This window comes from Sphingomonas aurea (genome assembly GCF_030678875.1).
GTDB classification, from domain to species: domain Bacteria; phylum Pseudomonadota; class Alphaproteobacteria; order Sphingomonadales; family Sphingomonadaceae; genus Sphingomonas; species Sphingomonas aurea.
The window spans coordinates 21,839-46,653 of record NZ_JAUUDS010000003.1 but is presented as its reverse complement, the minus strand read 5'-3'; the positions used below and the strand labels follow the sequence as shown (position 1 = coordinate 46,653).

Annotated in this window: 31 protein-coding genes; 19 read left to right on the top strand and 12 right to left on the bottom strand. The window is 68.5% G+C overall.

Translation table 11 applies throughout. The features are described 5' to 3' along the window. Positions 1-43: 43 nt before the first annotated feature. Both rlmN and Q5H91_RS08195 read left to right on the top strand, forming a co-directional pair. The gene (gene rlmN / locus Q5H91_RS08200) at positions 44-1,243 is read left to right on the top strand and encodes a dual-specificity RNA methyltransferase RlmN (RefSeq protein ID WP_305172903.1); all 1,200 of its coding nucleotides are present in this window, start codon (positions 44-46) and stop codon (positions 1,241-1,243) included. Next, complete coding sequence (locus Q5H91_RS08195; RefSeq protein ID WP_305172902.1) at positions 1,236-1,991, top strand: sulfite exporter TauE/SafE family protein; 756 nt, start codon at positions 1,236-1,238, stop codon at positions 1,989-1,991. The genes rlmN and Q5H91_RS08195 overlap by 8 nt, the downstream gene beginning before the upstream one ends. A 127-nt stretch (positions 1,992-2,118) precedes the next feature. Here the strand turns inward: Q5H91_RS08195 and Q5H91_RS08190 are convergent, their stop codons facing one another. Beyond that, positions 2,119-2,730, bottom strand: coding sequence for a flavin reductase family protein (locus tag Q5H91_RS08190; RefSeq protein ID WP_305172901.1), 612 nt, complete (start codon positions 2,728-2,730; stop codon positions 2,119-2,121). 26 nt (positions 2,731-2,756) lie between these two features. Here Q5H91_RS08190 and Q5H91_RS08185 point away from each other — a divergent pair, with 26 nt between their 5' ends. The 3 genes from Q5H91_RS08185 to Q5H91_RS08175 are packed head-to-tail and all read left to right on the top strand — an operon-like array spanning position 2,757 to position 5,452. Then, positions 2,757-3,458: a cytochrome b/b6 domain-containing protein gene (locus Q5H91_RS08185; protein WP_305172900.1), complete on the top strand. Its 702-nt coding sequence runs from the start codon at positions 2,757-2,759 to the stop codon at positions 3,456-3,458. Beyond that, on the top strand, positions 3,455-4,198 hold the full coding sequence (locus Q5H91_RS08180) for a molybdopterin-dependent oxidoreductase (protein WP_305172899.1): 744 nt from the start codon (positions 3,455-3,457) through the stop codon (positions 4,196-4,198). Before Q5H91_RS08185 ends, Q5H91_RS08180 begins: the two co-directional genes overlap by 4 nt. Before the next feature lie 30 nt (positions 4,199-4,228). Continuing rightward, positions 4,229-5,452, top strand: coding sequence for an SAM-dependent methyltransferase (locus tag Q5H91_RS08175; protein ID WP_305172898.1), 1,224 nt, complete (start codon positions 4,229-4,231; stop codon positions 5,450-5,452). Positions 5,453-5,500: 48 nt separating this feature from the next. Here Q5H91_RS08175 and Q5H91_RS08170 read toward each other — a convergent pair whose 3' ends face one another. Next, positions 5,501-5,884, bottom strand: a complete 384-nt coding sequence (locus tag Q5H91_RS08170) for an EF-hand domain-containing protein (RefSeq protein WP_305172897.1) — start codon at positions 5,882-5,884, stop codon at positions 5,501-5,503. A gap of 111 nt (positions 5,885-5,995) precedes the next feature. On the opposite strand from Q5H91_RS08170, the gene Q5H91_RS08165 reads away from it, so the two are divergent. Both Q5H91_RS08165 and Q5H91_RS08160 read left to right on the top strand, forming a co-directional pair. Continuing rightward, positions 5,996-7,216 (top strand): argininosuccinate synthase, encoded by a 1,221-nt coding sequence (locus tag Q5H91_RS08165; protein ID WP_305172896.1) that lies wholly within the window; start codon positions 5,996-5,998, stop codon positions 7,214-7,216. A 170-nt stretch (positions 7,217-7,386) separates the two neighbouring features. Then, on the top strand, positions 7,387-8,988 hold the full coding sequence (locus Q5H91_RS08160; RefSeq protein ID WP_305172895.1) for a hypothetical protein: 1,602 nt from the start codon (positions 7,387-7,389) through the stop codon (positions 8,986-8,988). On the opposite strand, the gene Q5H91_RS08155 is transcribed toward Q5H91_RS08160, so the two are convergent. The 4 genes from Q5H91_RS08155 to Q5H91_RS08140 all read right to left on the bottom strand — a co-directional run bounded on the left by Q5H91_RS08155 (position 8,952) and on the right by Q5H91_RS08140 (position 11,644). Next, a complete protein-coding gene (locus tag Q5H91_RS08155; RefSeq protein WP_305172894.1) occupies positions 8,952-10,082 on the bottom strand; it encodes a GNAT family N-acetyltransferase in 1,131 nt (376 codons plus the stop codon). The genes Q5H91_RS08160 and Q5H91_RS08155 overlap by 37 nt on opposite strands. A gap of 25 nt (positions 10,083-10,107) precedes the next feature. Next, the gene (locus Q5H91_RS08150; protein WP_305172893.1) at positions 10,108-10,584 is read right to left on the bottom strand and encodes a RidA family protein; all 477 of its coding nucleotides are present in this window, start codon (positions 10,582-10,584) and stop codon (positions 10,108-10,110) included. 170 nt (positions 10,585-10,754) lie between these two features. After that, on the bottom strand, positions 10,755-11,375 hold the full coding sequence (locus Q5H91_RS08145; RefSeq protein WP_305172892.1) for an HAD family hydrolase: 621 nt from the start codon (positions 11,373-11,375) through the stop codon (positions 10,755-10,757). Beyond that, on the bottom strand, positions 11,372-11,644 hold the full coding sequence (locus tag Q5H91_RS08140; protein WP_305172891.1) for a DUF3572 family protein: 273 nt from the start codon (positions 11,642-11,644) through the stop codon (positions 11,372-11,374). The genes Q5H91_RS08145 and Q5H91_RS08140 overlap by 4 nt, the downstream gene beginning before the upstream one ends. 31 nt (positions 11,645-11,675) lie before the next feature. Between Q5H91_RS08140 and Q5H91_RS08135 the strand changes: the two genes are divergently transcribed. Next, on the top strand, positions 11,676-12,038 hold the full coding sequence (locus Q5H91_RS08135) for a response regulator (RefSeq protein ID WP_305173134.1): 363 nt from the start codon (positions 11,676-11,678) through the stop codon (positions 12,036-12,038). A gap of 182 nt (positions 12,039-12,220) precedes the next feature. On the opposite strand, the gene rpmG is transcribed toward Q5H91_RS08135, so the two are convergent. After that, positions 12,221-12,388 carry a 50S ribosomal protein L33 gene (gene rpmG, locus Q5H91_RS08130; RefSeq protein ID WP_007407030.1) on the bottom strand — a complete coding sequence of 56 codons (168 nt, stop codon included), beginning with the start codon at positions 12,386-12,388 and terminating at the stop codon, positions 12,221-12,223. Between the two features lie 185 nt (positions 12,389-12,573). Between rpmG and Q5H91_RS08125 the strand changes: the two genes are divergently transcribed. From Q5H91_RS08125 to Q5H91_RS08115, 3 genes are all read left to right on the top strand, one after another. Then, complete coding sequence (locus Q5H91_RS08125) at positions 12,574-12,903, top strand: hypothetical protein (RefSeq protein WP_305172890.1); 330 nt, start codon at positions 12,574-12,576, stop codon at positions 12,901-12,903. A 65-nt stretch (positions 12,904-12,968) separates the two neighbouring features. Continuing rightward, positions 12,969-13,466, top strand: a complete 498-nt coding sequence (locus Q5H91_RS08120; RefSeq protein ID WP_305172889.1) for a Dps family protein — start codon at positions 12,969-12,971, stop codon at positions 13,464-13,466. 11 nt (positions 13,467-13,477) lie between these two features. Next, complete coding sequence (locus Q5H91_RS08115; protein WP_305172888.1) at positions 13,478-13,663, top strand: DUF1328 family protein; 186 nt, start codon at positions 13,478-13,480, stop codon at positions 13,661-13,663. Here the strand turns inward: Q5H91_RS08115 and Q5H91_RS08110 are convergent. Beyond that, positions 13,660-14,532, bottom strand: a complete 873-nt coding sequence (locus tag Q5H91_RS08110) for a metallophosphoesterase (protein ID WP_305172887.1) — start codon at positions 14,530-14,532, stop codon at positions 13,660-13,662. The two genes, Q5H91_RS08115 and Q5H91_RS08110, sit on opposite strands and share 4 nt — an antisense overlap. A 62-nt stretch (positions 14,533-14,594) precedes the next feature. Here Q5H91_RS08110 and Q5H91_RS08105 point away from each other — a divergent pair, with 62 nt between their 5' ends. Continuing rightward, positions 14,595-16,187, top strand: coding sequence for a cisplatin damage response ATP-dependent DNA ligase (locus tag Q5H91_RS08105; RefSeq protein ID WP_305172886.1), 1,593 nt, complete (start codon positions 14,595-14,597; stop codon positions 16,185-16,187). A 7-nt stretch (positions 16,188-16,194) separates the two neighbouring features. Here the strand turns inward: Q5H91_RS08105 and Q5H91_RS08100 are convergent, their stop codons facing one another. Continuing rightward, on the bottom strand, positions 16,195-16,962 hold the full coding sequence (locus tag Q5H91_RS08100; protein ID WP_305172885.1) for a glutaminyl-peptide cyclotransferase: 768 nt from the start codon (positions 16,960-16,962) through the stop codon (positions 16,195-16,197). Positions 16,963-17,009: 47 nt separating this feature from the next. After that, the gene (locus Q5H91_RS08095) at positions 17,010-17,582 is read right to left on the bottom strand and encodes a hypothetical protein (protein ID WP_305172884.1); all 573 of its coding nucleotides are present in this window, start codon (positions 17,580-17,582) and stop codon (positions 17,010-17,012) included. Positions 17,583-17,753: 171 nt separating this feature from the next. Between Q5H91_RS08095 and Q5H91_RS08090 the strand changes: the two genes are divergently transcribed. Beyond that, entirely contained in the window at positions 17,754-17,888 is a 135-nt protein-coding gene (locus Q5H91_RS08090; RefSeq protein WP_305172883.1) for a hypothetical protein, read from the top strand. Between the two features lie 234 nt (positions 17,889-18,122). Here the strand turns inward: Q5H91_RS08090 and Q5H91_RS08085 are convergent, their stop codons facing one another. Beyond that, entirely contained in the window at positions 18,123-18,953 is an 831-nt protein-coding gene (locus tag Q5H91_RS08085) for a cold-shock protein (RefSeq protein WP_305172882.1), read from the bottom strand. A gap of 293 nt (positions 18,954-19,246) precedes the next feature. Between Q5H91_RS08085 and Q5H91_RS08080 the strand changes: the two genes are divergently transcribed. The 6 genes from Q5H91_RS08080 (at position 19,247) to Q5H91_RS08055 (ending at position 24,532) form a co-directional block, all read left to right on the top strand. After that, positions 19,247-19,867, top strand: coding sequence for a ribonuclease D (locus Q5H91_RS08080; protein ID WP_305172881.1), 621 nt, complete (start codon positions 19,247-19,249; stop codon positions 19,865-19,867). Continuing rightward, positions 19,860-20,498, top strand: coding sequence for an LPS export ABC transporter periplasmic protein LptC (gene lptC, locus Q5H91_RS08075; protein WP_305172880.1), 639 nt, complete (start codon positions 19,860-19,862; stop codon positions 20,496-20,498). The genes Q5H91_RS08080 and lptC overlap by 8 nt, the downstream gene beginning before the upstream one ends. A 5-nt stretch (positions 20,499-20,503) precedes the next feature. Then, positions 20,504-21,052: an LptA/OstA family protein gene (locus tag Q5H91_RS08070; protein ID WP_305172879.1), complete on the top strand. Its 549-nt coding sequence runs from the start codon at positions 20,504-20,506 to the stop codon at positions 21,050-21,052. 103 nt (positions 21,053-21,155) lie between these two features. Further along, on the top strand, positions 21,156-21,947 hold the full coding sequence (gene lptB / locus Q5H91_RS08065) for an LPS export ABC transporter ATP-binding protein (protein ID WP_305172878.1): 792 nt from the start codon (positions 21,156-21,158) through the stop codon (positions 21,945-21,947). A 150-nt stretch (positions 21,948-22,097) separates the two neighbouring features. Next, positions 22,098-23,561, top strand: coding sequence for an RNA polymerase factor sigma-54 (gene rpoN, locus Q5H91_RS08060; protein ID WP_305172877.1), 1,464 nt, complete (start codon positions 22,098-22,100; stop codon positions 23,559-23,561). A gap of 119 nt (positions 23,562-23,680) precedes the next feature. Further along, a complete protein-coding gene (locus Q5H91_RS08055) occupies positions 23,681-24,532 on the top strand; it encodes an endonuclease/exonuclease/phosphatase family protein (RefSeq protein WP_305172876.1) in 852 nt (283 codons plus the stop codon). Here the strand turns inward: Q5H91_RS08055 and Q5H91_RS08050 are convergent. Next, positions 24,510-24,782 (bottom strand): hypothetical protein, encoded by a 273-nt coding sequence (locus Q5H91_RS08050; RefSeq protein ID WP_305172875.1) that lies wholly within the window; start codon positions 24,780-24,782, stop codon positions 24,510-24,512. The genes Q5H91_RS08055 and Q5H91_RS08050 overlap by 23 nt on opposite strands. Between the last annotated feature and the right edge of the window lie 33 nt (positions 24,783-24,815).

The following is a 24,815-nucleotide window of genomic DNA, read 5'->3' as shown; positions in this document are numbered from 1 at the left end:
CGGAAGGGTAGAAAAAGCGCCCGCTTCGCGCTATGTGCCCGCGATGCAGACAGCCGCGAACCTGATGCCCATCCCCGGGCACGTCGATCCCGTGCCGGTGCCGCGCGCGACGGTGGCCGCACGCCCCGACGGGCGGATCGACCTGATCGGCCTGTCCAAGGACCAGCTGCGCCAGACGCTGCTCGATGCCGGCATGGAGCTGCGCCAGGCGAAGCTGCGCGCCAAGCAGATCTGGCACTGGCTCTACAACCGCGGCGCGACCGAGTTCGCGCAGATGACCGACATCGCCAAGGCGCAGCATCCGTGGCTGGCGGAGCGCTTCGTCGTCGGCCGGCCGGAAGTGGTCGAGGCGCAGGTGTCGACCGACGGCACCCGCAAATGGCTGCTCCGCTCGCCCGACGGGCAGGATTACGAGGCGGTGTTCATCCCCGACGCCGATCGCGGCACCCTGTGCGTGTCGAGCCAGGTCGGCTGTACGCTGAACTGCACCTTCTGCCACACCGGCACGATGCGGCTGGTCCGCAACCTGACCGCGGGCGAGATCGTCGGCCAGGTGATGCTGGCGCGCGACGCGCTGGGCGAGTGGCCATCGCAGCCCGAGGGGCGGCTGCTGACCAACATCGTCATGATGGGGATGGGCGAGCCGCTGTATAATTTCGAGCATGTTCGCGACGCGCTGAAACTGGTAATGGACGGCGACGGACTCGCCTTGTCGAAGCGGCGCATCACCCTGTCGACCAGCGGCGTGGTGCCGATGATGGCGCGCGCCGGCGAAGAGATCGGCGTCAACCTGGCCGTCTCGCTCCACGCGGTGACCAAGGAAGTGCGCGACGAGATCGTGCCGCTGAACCGCAAGTACGGGATCGAGCAGCTGTTGCAGGCGTGCGCGGACTACCCGGGTGCCAACAACGCGCGGCGCATCACGTTCGAGTATGTGATGCTGAAGGACAAGAACGATTCGGACGCGGACGCGCACGAACTCGTCCGGCTGCTGCGCCACTACAAGCTGCCGGCCAAGGTCAATCTGATCCCGTTCAATCCCTGGCCGGGTGCGGCGTACGAGTGCTCGACGCCGGAGCGGGTCCGCCGGTTCAGCGATATCGTGTTCGAAGGCGGCATCTCCGCACCCGTCCGCACGCCGCGCGGGCGCGACATCGATGCGGCGTGCGGCCAGCTGAAGACCGCCGCCGAGAAAAAGAGCCGCGCCGAGCTGGACCGCGAAGCGGCCGCCGCGCTTGCCTGACCTGCCGACGCTCGCGCTGGCAGCGGGGGCGGGCGTGCTGGGCGGGGCGATGAACGCGCTGGCGGGCGGCGGCACCTTCGCCACCATGCCGGCGCTGCTGGCGCTGGGCACGCCGGCCAATATCGCCAATGCGACGTCGAACCTGGCGCTGATGCCGGGCGCGGCGACCAGCGCCTGGGCGTTCCGCGACGAGCTGAAGCCGGTGGGCGGCGTGCCGGTGCGGCTGCTGGCGGCGATCACCTTTGCGGGCGGGCTGGCGGGCAGCGCGCTGCTGGTGGTCACACCCAGCCACGCGTTCGACCTGATCGTGCCGTGGCTGTTGCTGATCGCGTTCCTGGCGATCGCGTTCGGGCCGCGGATCGCGGCGTGGCTGAGTCACCGGGTGACGATCGGACGGGCGACGTTGCTGGTCGCTCAGGCCGTGCTCGGCACCTATGGCGGCTATTTCGGCGGCGGGGTCGGGATCATGACCACGGCGACCTATGGATTGCTGGCGGGCGAGACGCCGCGCAGCATGTTCGCGCCGCGCACGCTGATGCTGGCAACCGCCAATTTCGCCGCGGCGATCGTTTTCGTCGCGATGGGCATGATCCGCTGGGACGCGTGCGTGCCGATGATCGCGGGCGGGCTGCTCGGCGGCTGGCTGGGCGCGGTGATCGGCAAGCGGCTGCCGGCGGCGGCGGTGCGCTGGTGGACGCTGCTGGTGACCGCGGCGACGACGGCGGTGTTCTTCGCGCGGGCGTATTGAGGGCGCAGAACCTCGTCATTGCCGCGAAGGCGGGAATCCATAGCCGCTGACGTGGCTCTTCCTGCCGGGGGGCCAGCGTGTCTGGATCCCCGCCTCCGCGGGGATGACGGGAGAGGCTAGGACGATCTTATCTCGGCCGACGCATCAGGAAGCGTGTGTCTTCGGTCGCCTCGAAATAATCGGCGGGTCCGCCGCCGCGGGAGATGGGGCGGGCGCGGGCGGTCTGGTAGACGCCGTCTTCGAGCAGCGCGGTGTCGATATGGATGCCGACCGCCTCGCCGATCGCCAGCCACTGGTCGATCGGCTCGCCCTCTTTGGTCTGGAGGCGGATCAGCTGGGTCAGCCGGCACTCGAACGCGACCGGGCTTGCCGCCACCCGCGGCGGTACGACCAGCCGCGAAGGGGCGGGCTCCAGCCCGGCCAGCGCGAACTCGTCCTCTCCGGTCGTCGCCGAGGTCGCGTTCATCGCCTCGGCCAGCGGCCGGGTGGCGAGGTTCCAGACGAACTCGCCGGTTGCCTCGATATTGGCGATGGTGTCCTTCCACCCCGAGGACGAGAAGGCGATCAGCGGCGGTGTGTAGCTGATGAGGTTGAAGAAGCTGTACGGCGCCAGGTTGCGCTGTCCCCCCGGTGACACGGTCGAGATCCAGCCGATCGGCCGCGGTGCGACGATCGCGTTCAGGGGATCATGGGCCAGCCGGTGCCCGGCGGCGGGCTCGTAGAAATGCCATTCGGTCATGCGCAGATAACTGCTACATCGCGGCAATGGACGCACCCCCCGGCACGATCATTCGCCGCCACGCGATCGGCACCCGCATCTGGCACTGGGTGAACGCGGTCGCGATCTTCATCCTGCTCGGCTCCGGCCTCGGCATCTCCAACGCGCATCCGCGGCTCTATTGGGGGCGGTATGGTGCGAACTTCGACCCGGCCTGGCTGGAGCTGCCGCGCTTTCCCGGCTGGATCACCATCCCGGCGAGCTACAACCTGGCCATCTCGCGGCGTTGGCACCTGTTCTTCGCACTGGTGCTGGGGTTCGGGCTGCTCGCCTATATGGTCTGGAGCCTCGTCAATCGCCATTTCGCGCGCGACCTGCGGCTGCACCGGCGCGAGCTTTCGGCGGCGCACCTGCGGGCCGATTTCCGCGCCCATCTGGATTTCCGCTTCCATGATCCGGAGCGGCCGCGCGACTACAACATCTTCCAGAAGCTGTCGTACATTCTCGTCATCTTCGTCGCCTTGCCGCTGGCGATCCTGACCGGCATCGCGCTGTCGCCGGGGATGAACGCGGCATGGCCGTGGGTGCTCGACCTGTTCGGCGGGCGGCAGTCGGCGCGGTCGATCCACTTCCTGACGGCGACGGGCATCGGGCTGTTCACGATCGTCCACCTCGTCCTGGTCATCCTCGCCGGACCGCTGAACGAGGTACGCTCGATGCTGACCGGGCGCTGGCGGGTGCCCGAATGATCGGGCGTCGCACGCTGATCGGCGGGGGCGCCGGGCTGCTGCTCGCCGGATGCGACCGGGTGGTGCAGGTGCCCGCCGCCCGCCGCATCCTGTTCGCCGGCGAGGATATGCAGCGCGGACTGCAACGCGCGCTGATGGACCGGAGTGCGCTGGCCCCCGAGTTCGACGCCGCGCAGCGCTCGCCCTTCTTTCGCCCCAACGGCACCCGCGATCCGGGGACGGCAAACTATGCCGCGCTGCGCGCCGGCAAGTTCGCCGACTGGCGGCTGACGGTCGGCGGGCTGGTCGCGCGGCCCCTGTCGCTGTCGCTCGCCGATCTCGGCGCGATGCCGCAGCGCGCGCAGATCACCCGCCACGACTGTGTCGAGGGGTGGAGCGCGATCGCCAAGTGGCAGGGGCCGCAGCTCGCCACCGTGCTCCGCGCCGCCGGGCTGCGCGACGCGGCGCGCTACGTCATGTTCACCTGCGCCGACCTGTATGGCGGCGTGCCCTATTACGAGACGATCGACCTGGTCGACGCCTTCCACCCGCAGACCATCCTCGCCTGGGCGCTCAACGACCGGTTCCTGCCGGTGATGAACGGTGCGCCCTGCCGCCTGAGGGTCGAACGGCAGCTGGGGTACAAGCATGCCAAATATCTGATGCGGATCGACGCGATCGCCAGTCTGGCCGGAATAGGACAGGGCAAGGGCGGGTACTGGGAAGATAATGTCGATTACGACTGGTACGCGGGCATTTGACAGCGGTGCCCGGTGCGGTAGCAGCCGAACATGGCTCTGATCGATCGTTTCCTGGCGCGGCAGGTCAAGCGCGGGCAGCTCACCGTGATCCACGCCGACGGGCGGCGGCTGACGATGGGCAAGCCCGATCCGGCGTTGCCCGACGTGACCATCCGCTTCGCCGATGCCGGGGTCACCGGCCGAATCGTCCGCCACCCGGCGCTGGGCGCCGCGGAGGCGTTCATGGACGGGCGGCTGGTGATCGAGCAGGGCGATATACGCGACCTCGTCTCTCTACTGAAGGGCAACAGCCCGTGGGAGCGGGGCGGGGGGCTGCATCCGTCGCTGCCGGTCCGGGCGGCGGGGGCGTTGATCCACCGGCTCGACCGGATCAACATGGCGCGCCGGTCGAAGCGGAACGTCGCCCATCATTACGACCTTTCGGGCCGGCTCTACGACCTCTTCCTCGACGCCGACCGGCAGTATAGCTGCGCCTATTTCACCGATCCGGCCAACCCGCTGGAGCAGGCCCAGGCCGACAAGAAGGCGCATATCGCCGCCAAGCTGCTGCTGAAGCCCGGCATGACCGTGCTCGACATCGGCTGCGGCTGGGGTGGGATGGCCCTGTACCTTCACCAGAAGACCGGTGCCGAGGTACTGGGCGTCACCCTGTCGGAAGAGCAGCTGAAGGTCGCCCGCGCCCGGGCCGAGGCGGCCGGCGTCGCCGACAAGGTGCGGTTCGAGCTGATCGACTATCGCCACGTCACCGGCAAGTTCGACCGGATCGTGTCGGTCGGCATGTTCGAGCATGTCGGGCCGGCGCACTACAAGGCGTTCTTTCGCCAGTGCCGCGACCTGCTGGCGGACGACGGCGTGATGCTGCTCCACACCATCGGCCGGATGGGTGGACCGGGCGTCACAGACAGCTTCACGACCAAGTACATCTTCCCCGGCGGCTATAACCCCGCCCTGTCGGAGATCGTCCGCGGCTATGAGGGGACGCGCCTGTTCCCGACCGATGTCGAGGTGCTGCGCGTCCATTACGCGCTGACTATCGACCACTGGTACGACCGCACGGTCGCGGCGAAGGACCAGATCGTAGCGCTCTATGACGAGCGCTTCTATCGACTCTGGACCTTCTACCTGGCGGGCGCGGCGGCGGCGTTCCGGACGGGCGGCATGTGCAACTATCAGATCCAGCTGTCGAAACAGCGGCTGACCGTGCCGCTGACGCGGGACTATATCGGCGAGGCGGAGGACGCGCTGCGGGGGTAGCCGCGCGTTGCTCGGTCATGCCGGGGCCAGCCCGGCATGACCGAGCAGCTACCGCCCCGCGTCCTTCTTCGCCGCAGCGCGCTCGTCGCCGCCGATCCTGCCGTCCTTGTTGGCGTCGTACTTCGCGAAGGTGGCGGCGAGTAGCGCCTGTGCCTCGGCCTGGGTGACCTTGCCGTCCTTGTTCGCATCGGCCTTGTCGAACCACAGGTCGCTCAGGCGCTTGGCGTGGACCCGGTCGATCTTCTTCGCACCCGCGCCCATCCGCGCGATCCGGGCCTGCACCTCGGTGCGGGTCAGGACGCCGTCCTTATTGGTGTCGGACAGGGCGAACTCGGTCTTGAACTTGGCCGCTGCCGAGGCGCGGGTCTCCTGCGCGGCGGCAGGCAGGGCGAGCAGCGAAATCAGGGGCAGGGCGGCAACGACGAGGCGCATCGGCGAATTCTCCGGAGAAGGATGCGCGTCCGTGCGCCTTGCCGGCTGCATCGCGGCTGAACGCCAGCGAGAGGTTGCGCCCGCGCGTGCGAGCGCATAGGGGCGCGACCCATGAACGATAGCGGCATCAAGAAGGTCGTCCTCGCCTATTCGGGCGGTCTCGACACCAGCGTCATCCTGAAGTGGCTGCAGCAGGAATATGGCTGCGAGGTGGTCACCTTCACCGCCGACCTGGGGCAGGGCGAGGAGCTGGAGCCGGCCCGCGCCAAGGCCGAGCTGATGGGCGTGAAGCCCGAGCACATCTTCATCGACGACCTGCGCGAGGAATTCGTCCGGGATTACGTCTTCCCGATGATGCGGTCGAACGCGCTGTACGAGGGGACATACCTGCTCGGCACCTCGATCGCGCGGCCGCTGATCGCCAAGCGCCAGATCGAGATCGCGCGCCAGGTCGGCGCCGACGCGGTCAGCCACGGCGCTACCGGCAAGGGCAACGACCAGGTCCGTTTCGAGCTGGGCTATTACGCGCTCGCCCCCGACATCAAGGTCATCGCGCCGTGGCGCGAGTGGGACCTGACCAGCCGCACCCGCCTGATCGAGTTCGCCGAATCGCACCAGATCCCGGTGTCGAAGGACAAGCGCGGAGAGGCGCCGTTCTCGACCGACGCGAACCTGCTCCACACCTCGTCCGAGGGCAAGGTGCTGGAGGATCCGTGGGACGAAGTGCCGGATTACGTCTACTCGCGCACCGTGAACCCCGAGGATGCGCCCGACGCACCCGAGACGATCACGATCGATTTCGAACGTGGTGACGGCGTCGCGCTGAACGGGGAGGCGATGAGCCCGGCGACGCTGCTGGCGGCGCTCAACGACCTCGGCCGCAAGCATGGCATCGGCCGGCTCGACCTGGTCGAGAACCGCTTCGTCGGCATGAAGAGCCGCGGCATGTACGAGACGCCGGGCGGCACCATCTATGCGATGGCGCATCGCGGGATCGAGCAGATCACGCTCGATCGCGGCGCCGCGCACCTGAAGGACGAGCTGGCGCCGCGCTATGCCGAACTGGTCTATAACGGCTTCTGGTTCTCGCCAGAGCGCGAGATGCTGCAGGCGGCGGTGGATTACAGCCAGGCCAAGGTGTCGGGCACCGTCCGGCTGAAGCTCTACAAGGGGTCGTGCAGCGTCACCGGCCGCAAGTCACCCCACTCGCTCTACAGCGAGAAGGTGGTGACGTTCGAGGACGACCAGGGTGCGTACGACCAGCGCGACGCGGCGGGCTTCATCAAGCTGAACGCGCTGCGCCTGCGCCTGCTGGGGCGGCGGGACCGCTGATCCTCGTCATTGCGAGCGCAGCGAAGCAATCCATAGCGCCGCGCGTGATGCCCTGGATCGCTTCGCTGCGCTCGCAATGACGGAAGAGGAAGGCGTGGCGAGACGTCACCCTTCGACCATCCACCGCAACCACGTTGCGCCACCGAGTCCATCGTCCTAAGGCTGTGCGAATGGGGGAAAAGCTGCATTGGTGGCAGACGCGCTGGTTCGTCGTCGCAATGGCGCTGGCCGCCACCATCCCGTTGCTCTGGCCCGACATTCCGCCGCTGGTCGACCTGCCGGGACACATGGCGCGCTATCGCGTGTCGCTGGTCATCGGCGACAATCCCTGGCTGCACCGCTGGTATGATTTCCGCTGGTCGCTGATCGGCAATCTCGGCATCGATCTGCTCGTCATCCCGCTCGCCCATCTGATGGGGCTGGAGCCGGCGGTGAAGCTGATCGTCATCGCCATCCCGGTGCTGACCGTCACCGGGCTGCTGTGGATCGCGCGCGAGGTGCATGGCCGCATCCCCGCGACCGCGCTGTTCGCGCTGCCGCTGGCATACAGCTATCCCTTCCAGTTCGGCTTCGTGAACTTCGCGCTGTCGATGGCGCTGGCGCTCAACCTGTTCGCCTGGTGGTTGCGGCTGGCGCGGCTTGGCCGGCTGCGCTTCCGGGCGCTGGTGTTCGTGCCGGTGTCGTGCGCCTTGTGGGTTTGCCACACCTTTGGCTGGGGCGTGCTCGGCGTGCTCGCCTTCTCGGCGGAGATGATCCGCCAGCACGATCTGCGCAAGGATCGCCAGGGCGGCCACTGGCTCGAATCATGGATCCGGGCCGGGCTCGGCTGCATTCCGCTCGCCCTGCCGATGGCGCTGATGATCTTCTGGCGGTCGGGCGACCATGTCACCGGCCAGACCGCCGACTGGTTCAACTGGAACGCCAAGTACAGCTGGGTGCTGATGGTGCTGCGCGATCGCTGGATGCTGTGGGACATCCTGTCCGCGTGCGTCCTGTTCGCGATCCTGGTGAAGGGGGTGCGCGACAAGCGGATCGTCTATTCGCGCAACCTGGCGCTGTCGGCAGCCTTTCTGGCAGCGATGTTCCTGCTGCTGCCGCGGATCGTGTTCGGCTCGGCCTATGCCGATATGCGGCTGGCGCCGTTCGTGCTGGCGATCGCGGTGATCGCGCTGCGCCCGCGGCCCGGCGTGTCGATGCGCAGCATGGCGACGCTCGCCATGCTGGGCCTCGCCTTCTGGGGTGCGCGACTGGCGGGGACGACCTGGAGCTACTGGCTCTACGACCAGCGCTACGACAGCGTGCTGACCGCGCTCGACAAGCTGCCGGATCGTGCCCGCGTCGTCAGCTTCGTCGGTCGCCGCTGCCAGGACGACTGGGCCTATTCGCGGCTGGAGCATGTCCCCGGACTGCTGCTGGAGCGCAAGCTGGCCTATACCAACGACCAATGGTCGATGGCCGGTGCGCAGCAGCTGACCGCGCGTTACTTCGCGGCGGGCGGCTATGCCCATGACCCGTCGCAGGTGGTCACCGACCGGCGCTGTCGCGGCGAGTGGTGGCGCCCGATCGCGATGTCGCTCAACAACTTCCCGCGCAACGCGTTCGATTATGTCTGGCTGCTCAATCCGCCGGTCTTCGACCCGGCGCTGGTCAAGGGCATGACGCCGATCTGGAGCAACGGTCGCGATACGCTCTACCGGATCGACGACCGGACCCAGCCGCCGCCGGTGCTGTTGCCTCACCCGCGGCGGAACGGCGCCAGCGTCGTCAGATAGTCCGCGTCGGCGGCGACGCCCTCGCGCTCGCGCTCCAGGAAATCGGCTACGGCGCGGTGGAAGTTCGGGTCCGGAATGTAATGCGCCGACCAGGTCGGCACGGGGACATAGCCGCGCGCCAGCTTGTGTTCGCCCTGCGCCCCCGCCTCGACCCGCGACAGGCCGCGCGCGATCGCCGCGTCGATCGCCTGATAATAGCATAGTTCGAAATGGAGGAACGGCACCTCCTCTGTCGCGCCCCAGTACCGGCCGTAGAGGGCATCGTCGCCGATCAGGTTCAGCGCCCCCGCGATCGGCACCCCGTCCCGCTCCGCCAGGATCAGCAGCACGCGCTCGTCCAGCGCCTGCCCCAGCAGCGGGAAGAAGGTGCGGGTCAGGTACGGGCGGCCCCATTTGCGGCTGCCGGTATCCTGGTAGAAGCGCCAGAACGCGTCCCAGTGGCGCGGCTCGATCGCGGCACCGGTCAGGTGGCGGATCGTCAGCCCCTCGACCGCGGCGGCGCGTTCCTTGCGGATCGCCTTGCGCTTGCGACTGGCCAGATCGGCCAGAAAGTCATCGAAAGTCACATAGTCGCGGTTCGCCCAATGGAACTGCGTGCCCAGTCGGATCAGCCAGCCTGCCGCCTCGAACAGCGGCACCTGATCCTCGGCGATGAAGGTGGCGTGGGCGGAGGACAGGCCGTTCTGGTCGACCACCGCCTCGATCGCCCCGATCAGTGCCGGGGCAGCGGCAGGGTCGCGCAGCAGCAGGCGCGGGCCGGGCACCGGGCTGAACGGCGCGGCGATCTGGAGCTTGGGATAGTAGCTGCCACCGGCCCGCTCCCACGCATCCGCCCAGCCATGGTCGAAGACATACTCGCCCTGGCTGTGGCTCTTGGCATAGGCGGGTGCGATGGCGGCGGGGCGGCCGTCGACGCCGTCGACCACGATCGGCAGCGGCTGCCATCCGGACCGGCCGCCGACCGAGCCCGACTCCTCCAGCGCCGCCAGAAAGGCATGGCCGACGAACGGGTTGCCGGGGCCGGCGCAGGCGTCCCACTCGGCGGCGGAAATGGCGCGGACGCCGTCGTGCAGGCGAGCGGTTACGCTGGTCATCGTCGCCCAGATAGGGGCGCCGGGGTCAACCTGCCAGCGGTTCGCCGATCGCGACGATCGCGTCGATCTCCACCGCCGCGCCGAGTGGCAGCACCGGTACGCCGACCGCCGATCGGGCATGCTTGCCCGCGTCGCCGAACAGCGCGACCATCAGCTCGGACGCGCCATTGGCGACCTTCGGCTGATCGGTGAAGTCGCCGGTCGAGTTGACGAACACGCCCAGCTTCACGATCCGCTGCACCCGCGACAGGTCGCCGAGATGCTTCTTCAGCTGCGCGACGATCATCAGCCCGCACGCCTGTGCCGCGGCCTGGCCGTCCTCCAGCGACACCGAGTCGCCCAGTCGGCCGGTGATGAGCTGCCCGTCGCGGAACGGCAGCTGTCCCGACAGGTGGAGCAGCCCGCCAGCCTCGACGACGGGGACATAGGCGGCGACGGGGGCGGCCGCTTCCGGGAGCGAGAGGCCCAGCTGCTCGAGCGCGCGATCGATGTGTTCGGTCATGCCGGCTGGGTGCCCGGAGCCGCGGAACGGGTCAAGGGGGGCTGTCGATCCTCCCCTGTAAAGGGAGGGCAGCCGCTGCCGAAGGCGTGGGGGGGGGGGGCACCGCCATCGAGAGGGTGACACCCCTCCGTCAGCCGTTCGGACTGCCAGCTCCCCTATTGGGGCAAGATTTACGCTGCCATCCGCGCCGCGAAGCGCGCCTCGATCCAGTCCCGCGCCTCGACCCAGTCGTCGATCCGCGCGTGCGCCGCGGGGGCGGGGGGCATGGCGGCGGCGAGCAGCGGTTCGGCGATCATGTGCAGGCGGTGGACGCCCGGCGCGTGGCGCGCGACCGAGTCGTGGTGGACGGCCAGATCGTCGACGAACACCGTCACCGGATCGCCATGCTCGGCGACCAGCGCCGCCACCGGCTGACCCTTGCCGCCCTGGTTGCAGACGACGCGGTGCGGAATGCCGAAGGCGGCGAGCTGCTGGACGCGCGCAGCGTGGCAGGCGTCCGACAGGTTGGTGAGGATGACGATGTCGGCCTGCGCCGCCAGCGCGCGCAGCGCCTCCGCGGCGCCGGGCACCAGCGTCTGCCGCGCCATTTCCGCCGGGAAGAAGCCGCCGAGCAGGCCCCACATCTCGTCCTGCGTCGGCGCCGCCGCGCCGTTGCGCCGGGTCATGCTGGAGGTGAAGTCGCCGCCGCCCAGATCGAAGTCGATCGCGTGCGCCTCGCCCAGCCAGTCGCGGAAATGCCGGACCATGTGGACGAGCACCTCGTCACAGTCGGTGATGAGCAGCGGCTTCATTGGCTCTCCAGTGTCGCACGCGCCGCGACCAATGCGGCGGGGCGGCAGTCCAGCGCCTCGGCGGCGGCGATCAGGTCGGGCTCGTGCGCCTCAAGGAAGCCGAGTATCGCCGCCAATACCGCCGGCTCGCCGATCCGTGCGCGCAGGTCCGCGGGCGTCAATCCGGTGGTCGACAGCAGCCGCTCGGCCCGCGCCGGTTCAGCCAGCGTCCACGCAAGCGCGTTAAGGGCCAGGTCGGCCGCGTTGTCGTTTGTGTTGGCGGGGTTCATTGCATATCGTCGTGAAAGGATGATCGAACGCGTGGCGAAAAAGGTTCTCGTTGTCGAGGACAACGAACTCAACCTGAAGCTGTTCTGCGACCTGCTGCGCGCCCATGCCTGGATCGCCGAGCCGGTCCGCGACGGGCGCGAGGCGGTGGCGCGCGCGCTGGCGGTGATGCCCGACCTGATCGTGATGGACATCCAGATGCCGCACGTCACCGGCTATGAGCTGATCCTGGCGATCAAGGCCGACGAGCGCCTGCGCCGCATCCCGATCATGGCGGTCACCGCCTATGCCGGGCGCGAGGACGAGGAGCGGATCCGCGGCGCGGGGGCTGACGCCTATGTGTCGAAGCCGATCAGCCTGTCGCGGTTCATGGAGGCGGTGAACCGACTGGCCTGAGGTGGCGGCATCCGCTCGACATCGGCCTCTTGCCGGGATGAGCCCCGCCTGACGGAGCCGTATCGCAGCGATCGTGTCCGGAGCATCGAAGACGTTCGAGCACAAAAAACCGCGGGCGTTGCCGCCCACGGTCTGTGCTCGATCCGGCAATCCAGGGGGCGGCATGGCCGCCCCGGGACGGATTACTTGATCTTGGCTTCCTTGAACTCGACATGCTTGCGCACGACCGGATCGTACTTGTTGAAGCTCAGCTTCTCGGTCTTGGTACGCGGGTTCTTCTTCGTCACGTAGAAGAAGCCGGTATCGGCGGAGCTGACGAGCTTGATCTTGACGGTGGTCGGCTTGGCCATGAGCCCTGTTCCTGCAAATAAGAAGAGAGCGGCCGGCCCGACGGACCACCGCTCGATCAGTCGCCGCGCATGGCGGATGGCGGCCGCGAAGTCAACCGCCGACAGCGGTCCGAATCGGCGTTCACCTGGCATTGACCATCGCGAGCCTAGCATGGCATCGCCCGATCGGGGGCGAGGGGATGGTGATGGACCAGGCGATCGACAACGGCGTAGTCGACAATGGCACGCTTCGCGCCGACCTGATGGCGCGGATCGCCGCGCTCGACGTGCGGGCACCCTATCTCAGCGCGGCGCAGATCGCCCCGCAGCTCGACGCCATCCGCCTGCTCGCCCATCGCGGTGGTTTCGACCCGGCGGTCACCGTCGCGCATTTCTTGGGCAAGGCGCTCGGCCAGGGCGATGTTGCGGTGCATGGCTGGCTGGCGCTCCTCGCCGATGCGGTGGGCAGCGAGGCGCAGGACCTGGCCGCGTGCGACGCCTATGCCGCCGCCTGCTCGGAACGGCTGGCGGCCTGATCGATTTCGCGGGAGCCAATCGCCGAGCCGGTCGTTTCGCCAGCGAACCCTTATCGGAGCTCCGCATGGCCACCGTCGATCCCGCGCTTTCCACCCCCAGCGACCTGAACCGCAATGACACGAAGTCGGTCGCCGAAGCGCTGAACATCGCGCTGGCAGACTGTTATGCGCTGTACATCAAGACCAAGAATTTCCACTGGCACGTCTCCGGCCCGCATTTCCGCGACTACCACCTGATGCTCGACGATCAGGCGACGCAGATCTTGGGCGTGACCGACGCGATCGCCGAGCGGGTGCGCAAGACGGGCAACACCACGCTGCGCTCGATCGGCGATATCGGCCGGCGCCAGCAGATCGCGGACAATGATCGCGACTTCGTTCCCCCGCACGAGATGCTGGCGGAGCTGCGCGACGACAATCTGAAGCTGGTCGAGGCGCTGCGCGACGCGCGCGAGCGGGCGGAAGAGGCGAAGGATACCGCCACGTCCAGCCTGGCCGACGACTGGATCGATCAGGCCGAGGAGCGCGCCTGGTTCCTGTTCGAGGCTAGCCGCAACAGCTGAAAGGATTGGTCATGCTGAAACTCGCAATCATCTTTCTGGTCGTCGGGCTGATCCTCGGGGGTCTGGGCTTCGGCGGAGTGGGCGGCGCCTTTGTCGGCATCGCCAAGATCCTGTTCTTCATCGCGATCGCGTTGTTCGTGATCTTCCTGGTGCTCGGCCTGATCGCCGGCAAGACGGTGAAGGACGCGGTGGACTAATCGCCTCGGCCCGCCGATCCGCGCAGCCGTACCAGCCACAGGTCGGGCGGTGCGCCGAAGCGGATCGGCAGGCGACTGGTGCCCAGCCCGGCGGTGACGATGCTCAGTCGGCCGGGATCGCGGACCAGGCCGCAGCGATAGCGCGGATCGAACAGACGTTCGCCGGTGTCGATGGCCTTGCTGACGAACAGGTCGCCGGGCAGCACGACCTGACCGCAATGCGTGTGACCCATCAGCACCAGCGGTGCACTATCGGCTGGAAGCAGCGGCAGCACGTCGGGTCCATGACTGACGACAAGCAGCGGACCACCCATAGCCCGCGCGGCTGCAAGAGGCGGGCCGGTTACGGCGTGACCGGTATAGCCGTCGTCGATGCCGGCCACTACCAGCGGCCCGCGCCGAACCGATCGGTTTGCCAGCACGGTGATGCCCGCCGCCTGTAGCCCCCGGGTGACCGCGGCCGGTGCGGCGGAGTGGTCGTGGTTGCCAAGCACGGCGATCACCCCCAGCGGCGCCGACAGACGCGCGAGCGGACGGGTCAGCGCCGCGGCATAGGCGCGGCCCTCGACCGGGTCGTGACCGTTGATGAAGTCGCCGGCCAACACGATCAGGTCGGGGTGGAGCGCGTTCACCTCACCGACGATGCGCGACAGCCGGCCGGTATCCATCGCCATGCTGCCGATATGCACGTCGCTGAGCAGCGCGACCGTCACCGGCTTCGCATTTGCGGGCCAGTCCGGCAGCAGCACCGTCGCGCGCCGCACGACCGGATCTGCACGCGCGTTGAGGAAACCGACAAGCGCCACGCCTGCGATCAGCAGCGGCACGACGAGCAGGAACAGGCGCGGGAGCAGGCGGCGGCGGGTCATCGCCCGCGCGCTTACGGAGCCGGGGTCGGAACCGCAACGACCCTGCCGAGCGTTGCACCCGCATGCACGCCTTTGCCGCGCTTCTCGACTCGCTGATCTACACGCGGGGTCGCAACGCCAAGCTGAAGCTGATCGCCGACTATCTGGCCGTCACCCCCGATCCCGACAGGGGTTGGGCGATGGCGGCGCTGACGGGGGAGCTGGACCTGCCGGGGGTCAAGCCCGCGCTGATCCGGGCGTTGATCGAGGAGCGGGTCGACCCGGTGCTGTTCCGCATGAGCCGCGACTATGTCGGCGACACGGCGGAGACGGTCGCGCTGCTCTGGCCCGCACCGACGGTGCCGGTCGACGCTGCGCCGATGTCCCTCAACGACGCGGTCGAGCGACTGCGCCACCTGTCACGCGCCGACGCGCCGGCGGAACTCGCACGGATGCTCGACCGGCTGGATGCCGAGGAGCGTTTCGCGCTGCTGAAGATGGCGACCGGCGCGTTGCGGATCGGCGTGTCGGCGCGGCTTGCCAAGACGGCGCTCGCCAACGCGTTCGGGGTCGATGTCGAGCTGCTGGAGGAGCTGTGGCACGCACTGTCGCCGCCCTATGCGACGCTGTTCGACTGGTTGGAGGGCAGGGGCGCACAGCCGACCGCCGCCGACACGCCGGTCTTCCGCCCGTTCATGCTCGCGCATGGGCTGGAGGATGCGCGCGTCGACCTGGCCGATTACGTTCCCGAGTGGAAATGGGACGGCATCCGCGTCCAGATCGTCCATGTCGCCGGCCAGACCCGGCTCTACAGCCGCACCGGCGACGACGTGACCGGCAGCTTTCCAGACGTCGCTGCCGCCTTCGCGACTCCGGGCGCGGTCGACGGCGAGCTGATGGTGAAGGGCGAGTTCCAGGGCGGCGCCCTTGATGCGGGTGGAGGGGCGGCGAGCTTCAACGCGCTCCAGCAGCGGCTCGGTCGCAAGACGGTATCGGCGAAGATGCTGGCCGATTATCCCGCCTTCGTCCGGCTCTACGACATCCTGTTCGACGGGGCGGAGGATCTGCGGACGCTGCCCTGGACGGAGCGGCGGGCGCGGCTGGAGGCGTTCGTGCCGCGGCTCGACCCCGATCGCTTCGACCTGAGCCAGGTCATCGAGGCGGCCGACTTCACGGCGCTGGAGGCGATCCGCGCCGGCGCGCGCGATGCGGCGATCGAGGGGGTGATGCTGAAGCGCCGCGACAGCCCCTATGTCGGCGGTCGCCGCGCCGGGCTGTGGTACAAGTGGAAGCGCGATCCGCTGACCGCCGACTGCGTGATGATGTACGCGCAGCGCGGCAATGGCCGGCGATCATCCTATTACAGTGACTATACCTTCGGCTGCTGGACCGAAGATGGCGAGCTGCTGCCGGTCGGCAAGGCCTACTCCGGCATCACCGACGAGGAGCTGCGCCAGCTCGACAAGTTCGTCCGCGGGCATACGCTCAATCGCTTCGGACCGGTCCGCGAGGTCGAGAAGACGCTGGTGCTAGAGATCGCGTTCGACTCGATCCATGCCTCCACCCGGCACAAGTCGGGCGTCGCCATGCGCTTTCCGCGGATCGCCCGCATCCGCCTCGACAAGCCGGCGGCAGAGGCCGACCGACTGGCGACGTTGCAGCGCCTGATGACGTGAGGGGCGTTCAGTCTTTCAGCCGGACCTCGAACAGGGTCGGCCATAATTTGCCCGTTACAAACAGGCGCCGCGCCTTCGCGTCATAGGCGATGCCGTTGGCCACCGCCTCCGAATCGGTCGCCGCGATCTCCGCCACCAATGGTCGCAGGTCGATGATCCGGGTCACCGCGCCCGAGCCGGGGTCGATGCTGACGACGAAGGGCTGGTGCCAGACATTGGCCAGGATCGCGCCGTTCACCCATTCCAGCTCGTTGATCTGGGTCAGCGGCCTGCCGCGCAGCGTTACCGTCAGCTGCCGCTGCACCGCCAGCGTCCCGGGATCGAGGAAGCGCAGCTGCGCCGTGCCATCCGACTGGATCAGCGAGCGGCCGTCGCCGGTCAAGCCCCAGCCTTCGCCGGTAAAGCGCGACTGGCCCTTCTTCTTCAGCGTCTTGGCATCCCAGCGATGGGCGACGCCGTCGTGCCAGGTCAGGCTGACCAGCTCGCTGCCCCACGCCGCCAGTCCTTCGCCGAACTGCGCGGGCGGGATCTTCGCGCTGCGTTCGACCCGGCCATCGGCCAGCCGTACGCGGCGCACATCCGACTCGCCCTCACGCCCGACGCTCTCGTACAGCGCGCCATCGCGCCAGATCAGCCCCTCGGTAAAGGCCGTCCGGTCGTGCGGGTAGCGCGCGATTACCTCGACCGGGACGATCGGGGGCGAGGCGACCGTCTGGGGCCGGGCGGGGGCGGCGAGCGTAACGGCGGCGAGGGCAATGGCGATCAGGTGGCGCATGACGCGGCTCCTTGAACGCAAACGCCGCGCGGCGCCATGGCGGAGTGCTATCCCGCGCGATGCTCCGCGCCGGCCACGATCAGATCGGCATGGGGCAGGCGGCCCAGGCCGAACCGCTGCCAGAGTGGTTGCGCCCGGACGGCATGACACAGGTCTGCCCAGAACCGTTCCTTGCCGCCCGGCGACCCGCCATTCCGACGCGGCCAACTGCGGTCGAGCATCGTCCGCGCCAGATCCGCATGACCGGAGAGCATCGCTTCCACCAGCGCCTTGGCCGTAATCGGCGTCCCTGACGGCGCCTCCGGCGGGTAGAGGACGGCCGGGTTCTGCCGGGCGGCGAGCCACTCGCGAAGCTCGTGCGTCATCGCCGCCACGCGCGCATTCGCCTGCGCGGGGGAGGGGGCAGGGCGGATCAGCGCGGGCAGGTCGAGCGCGAAGTCGCCATTCGCCCAGCGCACCGGCAGCGGCACGATGATCGCTCCGGCATGTGGCGCGCCGTTGAAGAACTCGATGTCGAACGCCAGGGTGATCCGTGGCCCGGATTTGCCCGGGGTCACCGTGGCCGAGTCCATACGCTCGCCGCTCAGCGTCCGAACCTGCACGTCCCGGCCGAAGGTCACCGCGAAGAGGTCACCGTAGCCGCCCGAGCCGCCGTCGTCGCCGAACAGGATGATGTCGGGACCTGCTCCACGTGGCGGTCGGCGCCAGAGGGAACGGACGATTATATAACCGCTGCCGAGCTTTCGGACCTGGAGGCTGGAGCGCGCCTCGACCGCGCGACAATTCTCGTCATGATCTCCACCAGCAGGGCAGGGGGTTATGACAATGGCGTCATCTCCGCGCTGAAAGATCGCACCGATCTTGTGCGGCTGAGCGACTGCTGCGGTCGCCATGGTTGTTGCGACGACGGCGATAAGGCGAAGTGAGGACTGAAATCGCATCGCGGCTGACCACGCTAGAGGTGGTGAGATCGTAAGGATGAGCATGTTCGCGGGCAATGGGTGCAAAATGCTGAAGATCAGATGCCGGAGATCTGCGCACCCCTGGTCCGAAACGAGACAAGGCCCGGCGCGGAATATCCGCCCCAGGCCTTATCGGAAACGCGAACAGGAAGCGGCTCGCCCGGTCAGGCCGGGCGAGCCATCATCATCTGGGTCGGATCAACCCTGATGCTGCGACAGGTTGACCGCGGCATACTTGCCGCGACGATCGACCTCGAGTTCGAACTGCAGGCGATCGCCCTCGTTCAGGCTCGCCATGCCGGCGCGCTCGACGGCCGAGATGTGGACGAACGCGTCGGGCTGACCATCGTCGCGCTGGATGAAGCCGAAACCCTTCATGGCGTTGAAGAACTTGACCGTTCCGGTCGCCTTCTCACCGGTCAGCTGCCGCTGCGGAGCACCGCCGCGATCGCCGCCGAAGCCGCCTGCCGCGCCGCGAGCCGGACGATCGCCGAAGCCACCCTCACGCGGCTCGCGCGGGGCGCGCTCGGTCACTGCCATGGGCTCCCCGTCGATCTTCAGCTCGGTAGCCGAGATGCGGCCGCCGCGATCGACCAGGGTGAAGCCGAGCGGCTGACCCTCGGCCAGGCCGGTCAGGCCGGCCTGCTCGACTGCGGAGATGTGGACGAACACGTCCTCACCGCCATCATCGCGCACGACGAAGCCGAAACCCTTCTGGCCATTGAAGAACTTTACGACGCCCGTGCCCTCGCCAACGACCTGGGGGGGCATGCCGCGGCCACCGCCGCCACCGCCGCCAAACCCACCGCCGCCGCCGCCGAAGCCGCCACCGCCGCCGCGATAGCCACCGCCGCCGCCGACGCCGAAGCCGCCGCCAAATCGGTCACCGCCGCCGAAGCCGCCGCCACCGAAGCGATCGCCGCCGCCGCCGAAGCTGCTACCGCCGCCGAAATCGTCGCCACCGAAGCTGTCGCGCTTGTCGCGCCCACGCCCGCCACGCTGACCGCGGCCGCCTTTATCGAAACTCATAAGCCCTGTTCGTCTTCCCGGTTCGCCCGCATGTGCTTCCTAAAGAACCCGAGCGCCGGACGACGTGCTCACGGCCTTTCGGCGCCAAACCTTCCGCGCCTATCCTCTCGTATAGCGGATCACCGCAGCCTCTGCGAACAGTTTTTGCTTAATGCCTCCGGTTCGACCGAAATGTCGCGATGCGTTGCCGTAACGGCACAGTCAAACGATTGCGGCGTCCGGGTGCGTCGCTGGCGGTCCCGATCGGACGATGCGTTGTTGAGCGTTCACGCGCGCGCCGCTACGGCACCGCAATGACCGTTTATCTGCACGAGGAAGACCTTCCCGCCGGCCTGTTCGCCGGAGCCACGTCGATCGCCGTCGATACCGAGACGATGGGGCTGATGACACCGCGCGACCGGCTGTGCGTGGTGCAGCTGTCCGATGGCGGCGAGGACGAGCATCTGGTCCGATTCGCGCCGGACAGCGACTATGGCGCGCCCAATCTGCGTGCGCTGCTCGGTGATCCGGACGTTCTGAAGCTCTATCATTTCGGCCGGTTCGATATCGCCGCGCTGGACCATTATCTGGGCGTGGTCGCCGGACCGGCCTGGGACACCAAGATCGCGTCGCGGCTGGTGCGCACCTATACCGATCGCCACGGGCTGAAGGAGCTGGTGCGGGAGCTGTTGGGGCAGGAGCTGTCCAAGGCGCAGCAGTCGTCCGACTGGGGCGGCCCGGTGCTGAGCGAGGCGCAGAAGGAATATGCCGCGTCCGACGTCCGCTATCTCCACCGGCTGAAGGACGAGCTGGAGCGTCGGCTGGCGCGCGAGGGGCGGACCGAACTGGCGCAGGCATGCTTCGACTTTCTGCCGGCGAGGGCCGCGCTCGACCTGGCGGGCTGGCCGGAGATCGACGTGTTCGCCCATGTCTGAGGCCGCCCGCCGCGAGCGGACCGCGCGCCAGATCTGGGCAGCGCCGGGCAGCCGCCACGACCGGCTCGTCGCGGGTGCCCGCGTCGTGCTGCCGATGTCGGTCGGGGTGCTCGCAGCGTTCCTGGTGATGGCGCCGCTGACCGCTGCCGGCGACGTCTCGTTCGTGCTCGACAAGAACAAGGTCGAGGTTGCCAAGGAGCGGATGCGCCTTCAGTCGGCGCGCTATCGCGGGCAGGACGACAAGGGGCAGCCGTTCGAGCTGGATGCGGGCTCGGCCGTGCAGCGCAGCTCGGCCGAGCCGATCGTGCGCCTGTCGCAGCTGAGTGCCGGCATCCGGCTGAGCGATGGGCCGGCACGGCTGGTGGCGCCGTCCGGCCGCTACGACATGGATACCCAGAAGATGAAGGTCGACGGGCCGATCGCGTTCCAGGCGGCGGGCGGCTATCGGCTGGATACGGGCGACGCCACCGTCGACCTTGGCGAGCGGACGTTGCAGAGCGCGGGTGCGGTGAGCGGCACGGTGCCGCAGGGCACGTTCCGCGGCGACTCGATGCGCGCCGACCTTGAAAGCCGCACCGTCACCCTGGATGGCAATGCCCGCTTGCGGATCGTGCCGCGCGGCCCGAAATAGCCGCCATGCGCCTGCCTATCGCCGCCCCGCTGCTTGCCTCGCTGCTCGCCATCCTGCCGCTGTCCGCGACGGCGCAGCAGCGCCACAACACCAACGCACCGATCGATTTCGGCGCGGACCATATCGAGTTGCAGGACCGGGCCAACCGCGCCGTCCTGTCGGGCAGCGTATCGGTGAAGCAGGCGGAGATGACGCTGAACGCCGCGCGGATGACGGTCGCCTATACGGGCGAGGTCGTCGGCGGCAATCCGCAGGTGTCGCGACTCGACGCTAGCGGTGGCGTCACCGTCCGCCGGCCGGACCAGACGGCAAAGAGCCAGTACGCCATCTACGACCTGAACCGCCGCGTCATCACCATGCTGGGCGCGGTGTCGCTGACGCAGGGCGGGGGCAACACGGTCAATGGCGGGCGGCTGACGATCAACCTGGACACCGGTCGTGCGGTGATCGACGGATCGTCGGTCGGCAGCACCGGCGCACCCGCGACGGACGGCAACGTCCAACGCCGCGCGGGGCGGGTCACCGGTACATTCTCGGTTCCGAACCGCAACTGATCGGACGAAAGGGGCTTTTCCCGCCCCATTCGCTCATGCATGAACCCTGCCACAATCGCCGGCTGCGATGCGGCGATACCAAACTGCTGCGAGGCGCCGTTCGATGGCCACTACCGCCCTGCCGACCGACACCGCCCCCACCGACACGTCGCCGATCGCCGAGCCGCCGGCGACCGACGGCCTGCAGGTCGTGTCGATCGCCAAGTCCTATGACAAGCGGATCGTGCTGACCGACGTGTCGGTCACGGTGGGCCGGGGCGAGGTGATCGGGCTGCTCGGCCCCAACGGCGCGGGCAAGACCACCTGTTTCTATTCGGTGATGGGACTGGTGAAGCCCGATTCGGGGCGGATCATGCTCGATGGCGACGACATCACCGGCCTGCCCATGTATCGGCGCGCGATCCTGGGTCTGGGTTATCTGCCGCAGGAAACCTCGATCTTCCGCGGCCTGTCGATCGAGAAGAACATCCTGACCGTGCTGGAACTGTCCGAGCCGGACAAGGCGGCACGGCAGGCCAAGCTCGACCGACTGCTCGACGAGTTCGGCCTGACGCGGTTGCGCGCGGCGCCGGCCATGGCGCTGTCGGGCGGCGAGCGGCGGCGGGCCGAGATCGCCCGCGCGCTGGCCGCCGACCCGTCGATCATGCTGCTCGACGAGCCGTTCGCCGGCATCGACCCGATCTCGATCGCCGACATCCGCGACCTGGTGAAGGATCTGAAGCGCCGCGACATCGGTGTACTCATCACCGACCATAATGTCCGCGAGACGCTGGACATCGTCGACCGCGCCTACATCATTTATGACGGGCGCGTGCTGTTCACCGGCAGCCCCGCCGAACTGGTCGCCGATGCCAATGTGCGCCGGCTGTACCTCGGCGAGACGTTCTCGCTGTAGGGGGATGGATGTGCCCGGACGCCAATTTCTCTCCTGCAAGGGGAGGGGGACCGGCGAAGCCGGTGGAGGGGTGACCCGCTATCGAGAGGGCGACACCCCTCCGTCAGCGCTGCGCGCTGCCACCTCCCCTTGCAGGGGAGGATCTAGGTCGTGACCCTCGCTCCGCGCCTCGACCTGCGCCAGTCGCAGTCGCTGGTGATGACCCCCCAGCTTCAGCAGGCGATCAAGCTGCTGACGCTGTCCAATCTCGAGATCGAGACGTTCATCGCCGAGGAGATCGAGAAGAACCCGCTGCTGGAAGCGGGGGCGGGGACCGAGATCGTTCGCCCCGAACCGGCACCGGCGCCCGAGCCCGCCACCGCCGACGCGCTCGTCACCGGCGCGGCACCGGCCGAGCCGCTCGACATCGACTATGCGACCGAGAGCCACCAGCAGGACTCGGTCGCCGACGGCGGGGTCGGTCGCGATGGGCGCCTGTCCGGCGGCGCCGGGCCGGAGGACGGCCCCGACCTCGACGCCTTCGCCAATCCCGACCTGAGCCTGTCGGAGCATCTGATCGCACAGGCCGGGCCGGCGGTGGCGGGGGCCGACCTGTTCATCGCCCACCACCTGATCGACCAGATCGACGAGGCCGGCTATCTGCGCGGCAACCTGCTCGACATCGCGCAGCGGCTCGGCGTGCCGCTGGCGCGGGTGGAGGCGGTGCTGGCGATCGTCCAGACCTTCGACCCAACCGGCGTCGGCGCGCGCGACCTGGCCGAGTGCCTGACGCTCCAGGCGCGCGAGGCTGATCGCTACGACCCGTGCATGGCGCGGCTGCTCGACAATCTCGACCTGCTGGCGCGCGGCGACCTCGCCCGGCTGAAGCGGCTCTGCCATGTCGACGACGAGGACATGGCCGACATGATCCGCGAGCTGCGCGCTTACGATCCCAAGCCGGGCTGTCGTTATGGCGGCGAGCCGCCGAGCGCGGTGGTGCCCGACCTGTTCGTCACCCGCGCCGCGGACGGTAGCTGGACGGTCGAGCTGAACAACGCGACGCTGCCGCGCGTGTTGGTCAACCGGCGCTATCACGCGCAACTGGCGACCGGGCCGCAGGACAAGGCGTCGAAGGCATGGCTGTCGGACTGCCTGGCCAGCGCCAACTGGCTGACCAAGGCGCTCGACCAGCGGCAGCGCACGATCATCCGCGTCGCCGCCGAGATCGTGAAGCAGCAGGAGGCGTTCTTCCTCCACGGTGTCGCTCATCTTAAGCCGATGACGCTGGCGCGCGTCGCCGACGCGATCGAGATGCACGAATCGACGGTCAGCCGGGTGACGAGCAACAAGTACCTGTCCTCCGCGCGCGGCACGTTCGAGCTGAAATATTTCTTCACCTCGGCGATCCAGGCGGCGGACGGCGGCGATGCGGTGTCGGCCGAGGCGGTCCGGAGCGCGATCCGCGCGCTGATCGCGGGTGAGGGGGCCAAGATCCTGTCCGACGACACGCTGGTCGAGCTGCTCCAGGCCAAGGGATTCGACATCGCGCGGCGGACGGTCGCGAAATATCGCGAGGCGATGGGGATCGGCAGTTCCGTCCAGCGCCGCCGCGCCCGGGCGCTGGAGGGGGCATGATGGGGTTGGCCCACACCTTCCGTGTTCCCGCGAAGGCGGGAACACGGTGTTGGAGAGAACATTCGCTGGTGTGGCTCATCAGACTGGGCTCCCGCCTTCGCGGGAGTACAAGACAGGGGTTGGCGCTGCTCTTGACGCTGATCCTCGCTTGTCCCGCCACCGCCAAGCCCACCGACCTGACTGTAATGACCGTCAATGTCCGGGTGCCCGTCGCCACCGACGGGGCCAATGACTGGGCGCATCGCCGCGCGCTGATGGCGAAGACCATCGCCCGCGCGGCGCCCGACGTGATCGGCACGCAGGAACTGGTCGCCGCGCAGGCGCAGGACCTAATCGCGGCGCTGTCCGGCTATGCCTGGTTCGGCCGCGACCGCCGCGGCGGGCATGGTGACGAGCATATGGGCATCTTCTATCGCACCGACCGCTGGCGGCTGGACGCGCAGGGTGACTTCTGGCTGTCGGACACGCCCGGCGTGCCGGGCAGCATCAGCTGGGGCCATCCCTATCCGCGGATGGTCAGCTGGGGCCGGTTCACCAGCCTCGACGGCACGCACGGATTCACGCTGTTCGACACGCACCTGCCCTATCGCATCGACGACGAGGCCGCGCGCGTCCGCGGCGCCCGGCTGCTCGCCGGCCGCGTCGCCGCGACGCCGGGTCCGGTCGTCGTCACCGGCGACTTCAACGCCGCCCCCGACAGCCCGACCCACGCGACGCTGGCGGCGAGCCTGTCCGACGCGTGGCAGGTCGCCTTCAAGCAGAAGGGCCCGGCCGCCACCTTCCACGGCTTCACCGGCAAACCGGACCGACGCATGGACTGGATCTGGACCCGTGGGCTGATCCCGATGAAGATCCGTACCCTGACCGACCATCAGGGCGCGCTGTATCCGTCCGATCACTTTCCGGTGGTGGCGGAGCTAACCTGGCCGGCGGCGAAGAAACAGGCGGTCAGTCCAGGTCGTTCTCGCTGATGACGACCATCACCTGATCCTGATCGCGCGCGAACGCCCTGGTTCCGAGCGTCGCGATCCGGTCCTCCTGCGCGTGGAATGCGGCGACCGCGCGGTCGTTCGGGTCCTCGCCAGACAGGGCGCGGAGGAGGTCGTACTGGGCAGCGAAGGCGTGGCGCGCGCCATCGATCGTGGCGGCGAACTCGACGCGGTGCTGGTCGACATTGTCGAATATGCTGGCGGGATCGATGGTCAGCCGGTCTTCGGCCATGGGGATGCTCCGAATGGTGGAGCGGACCAAGCG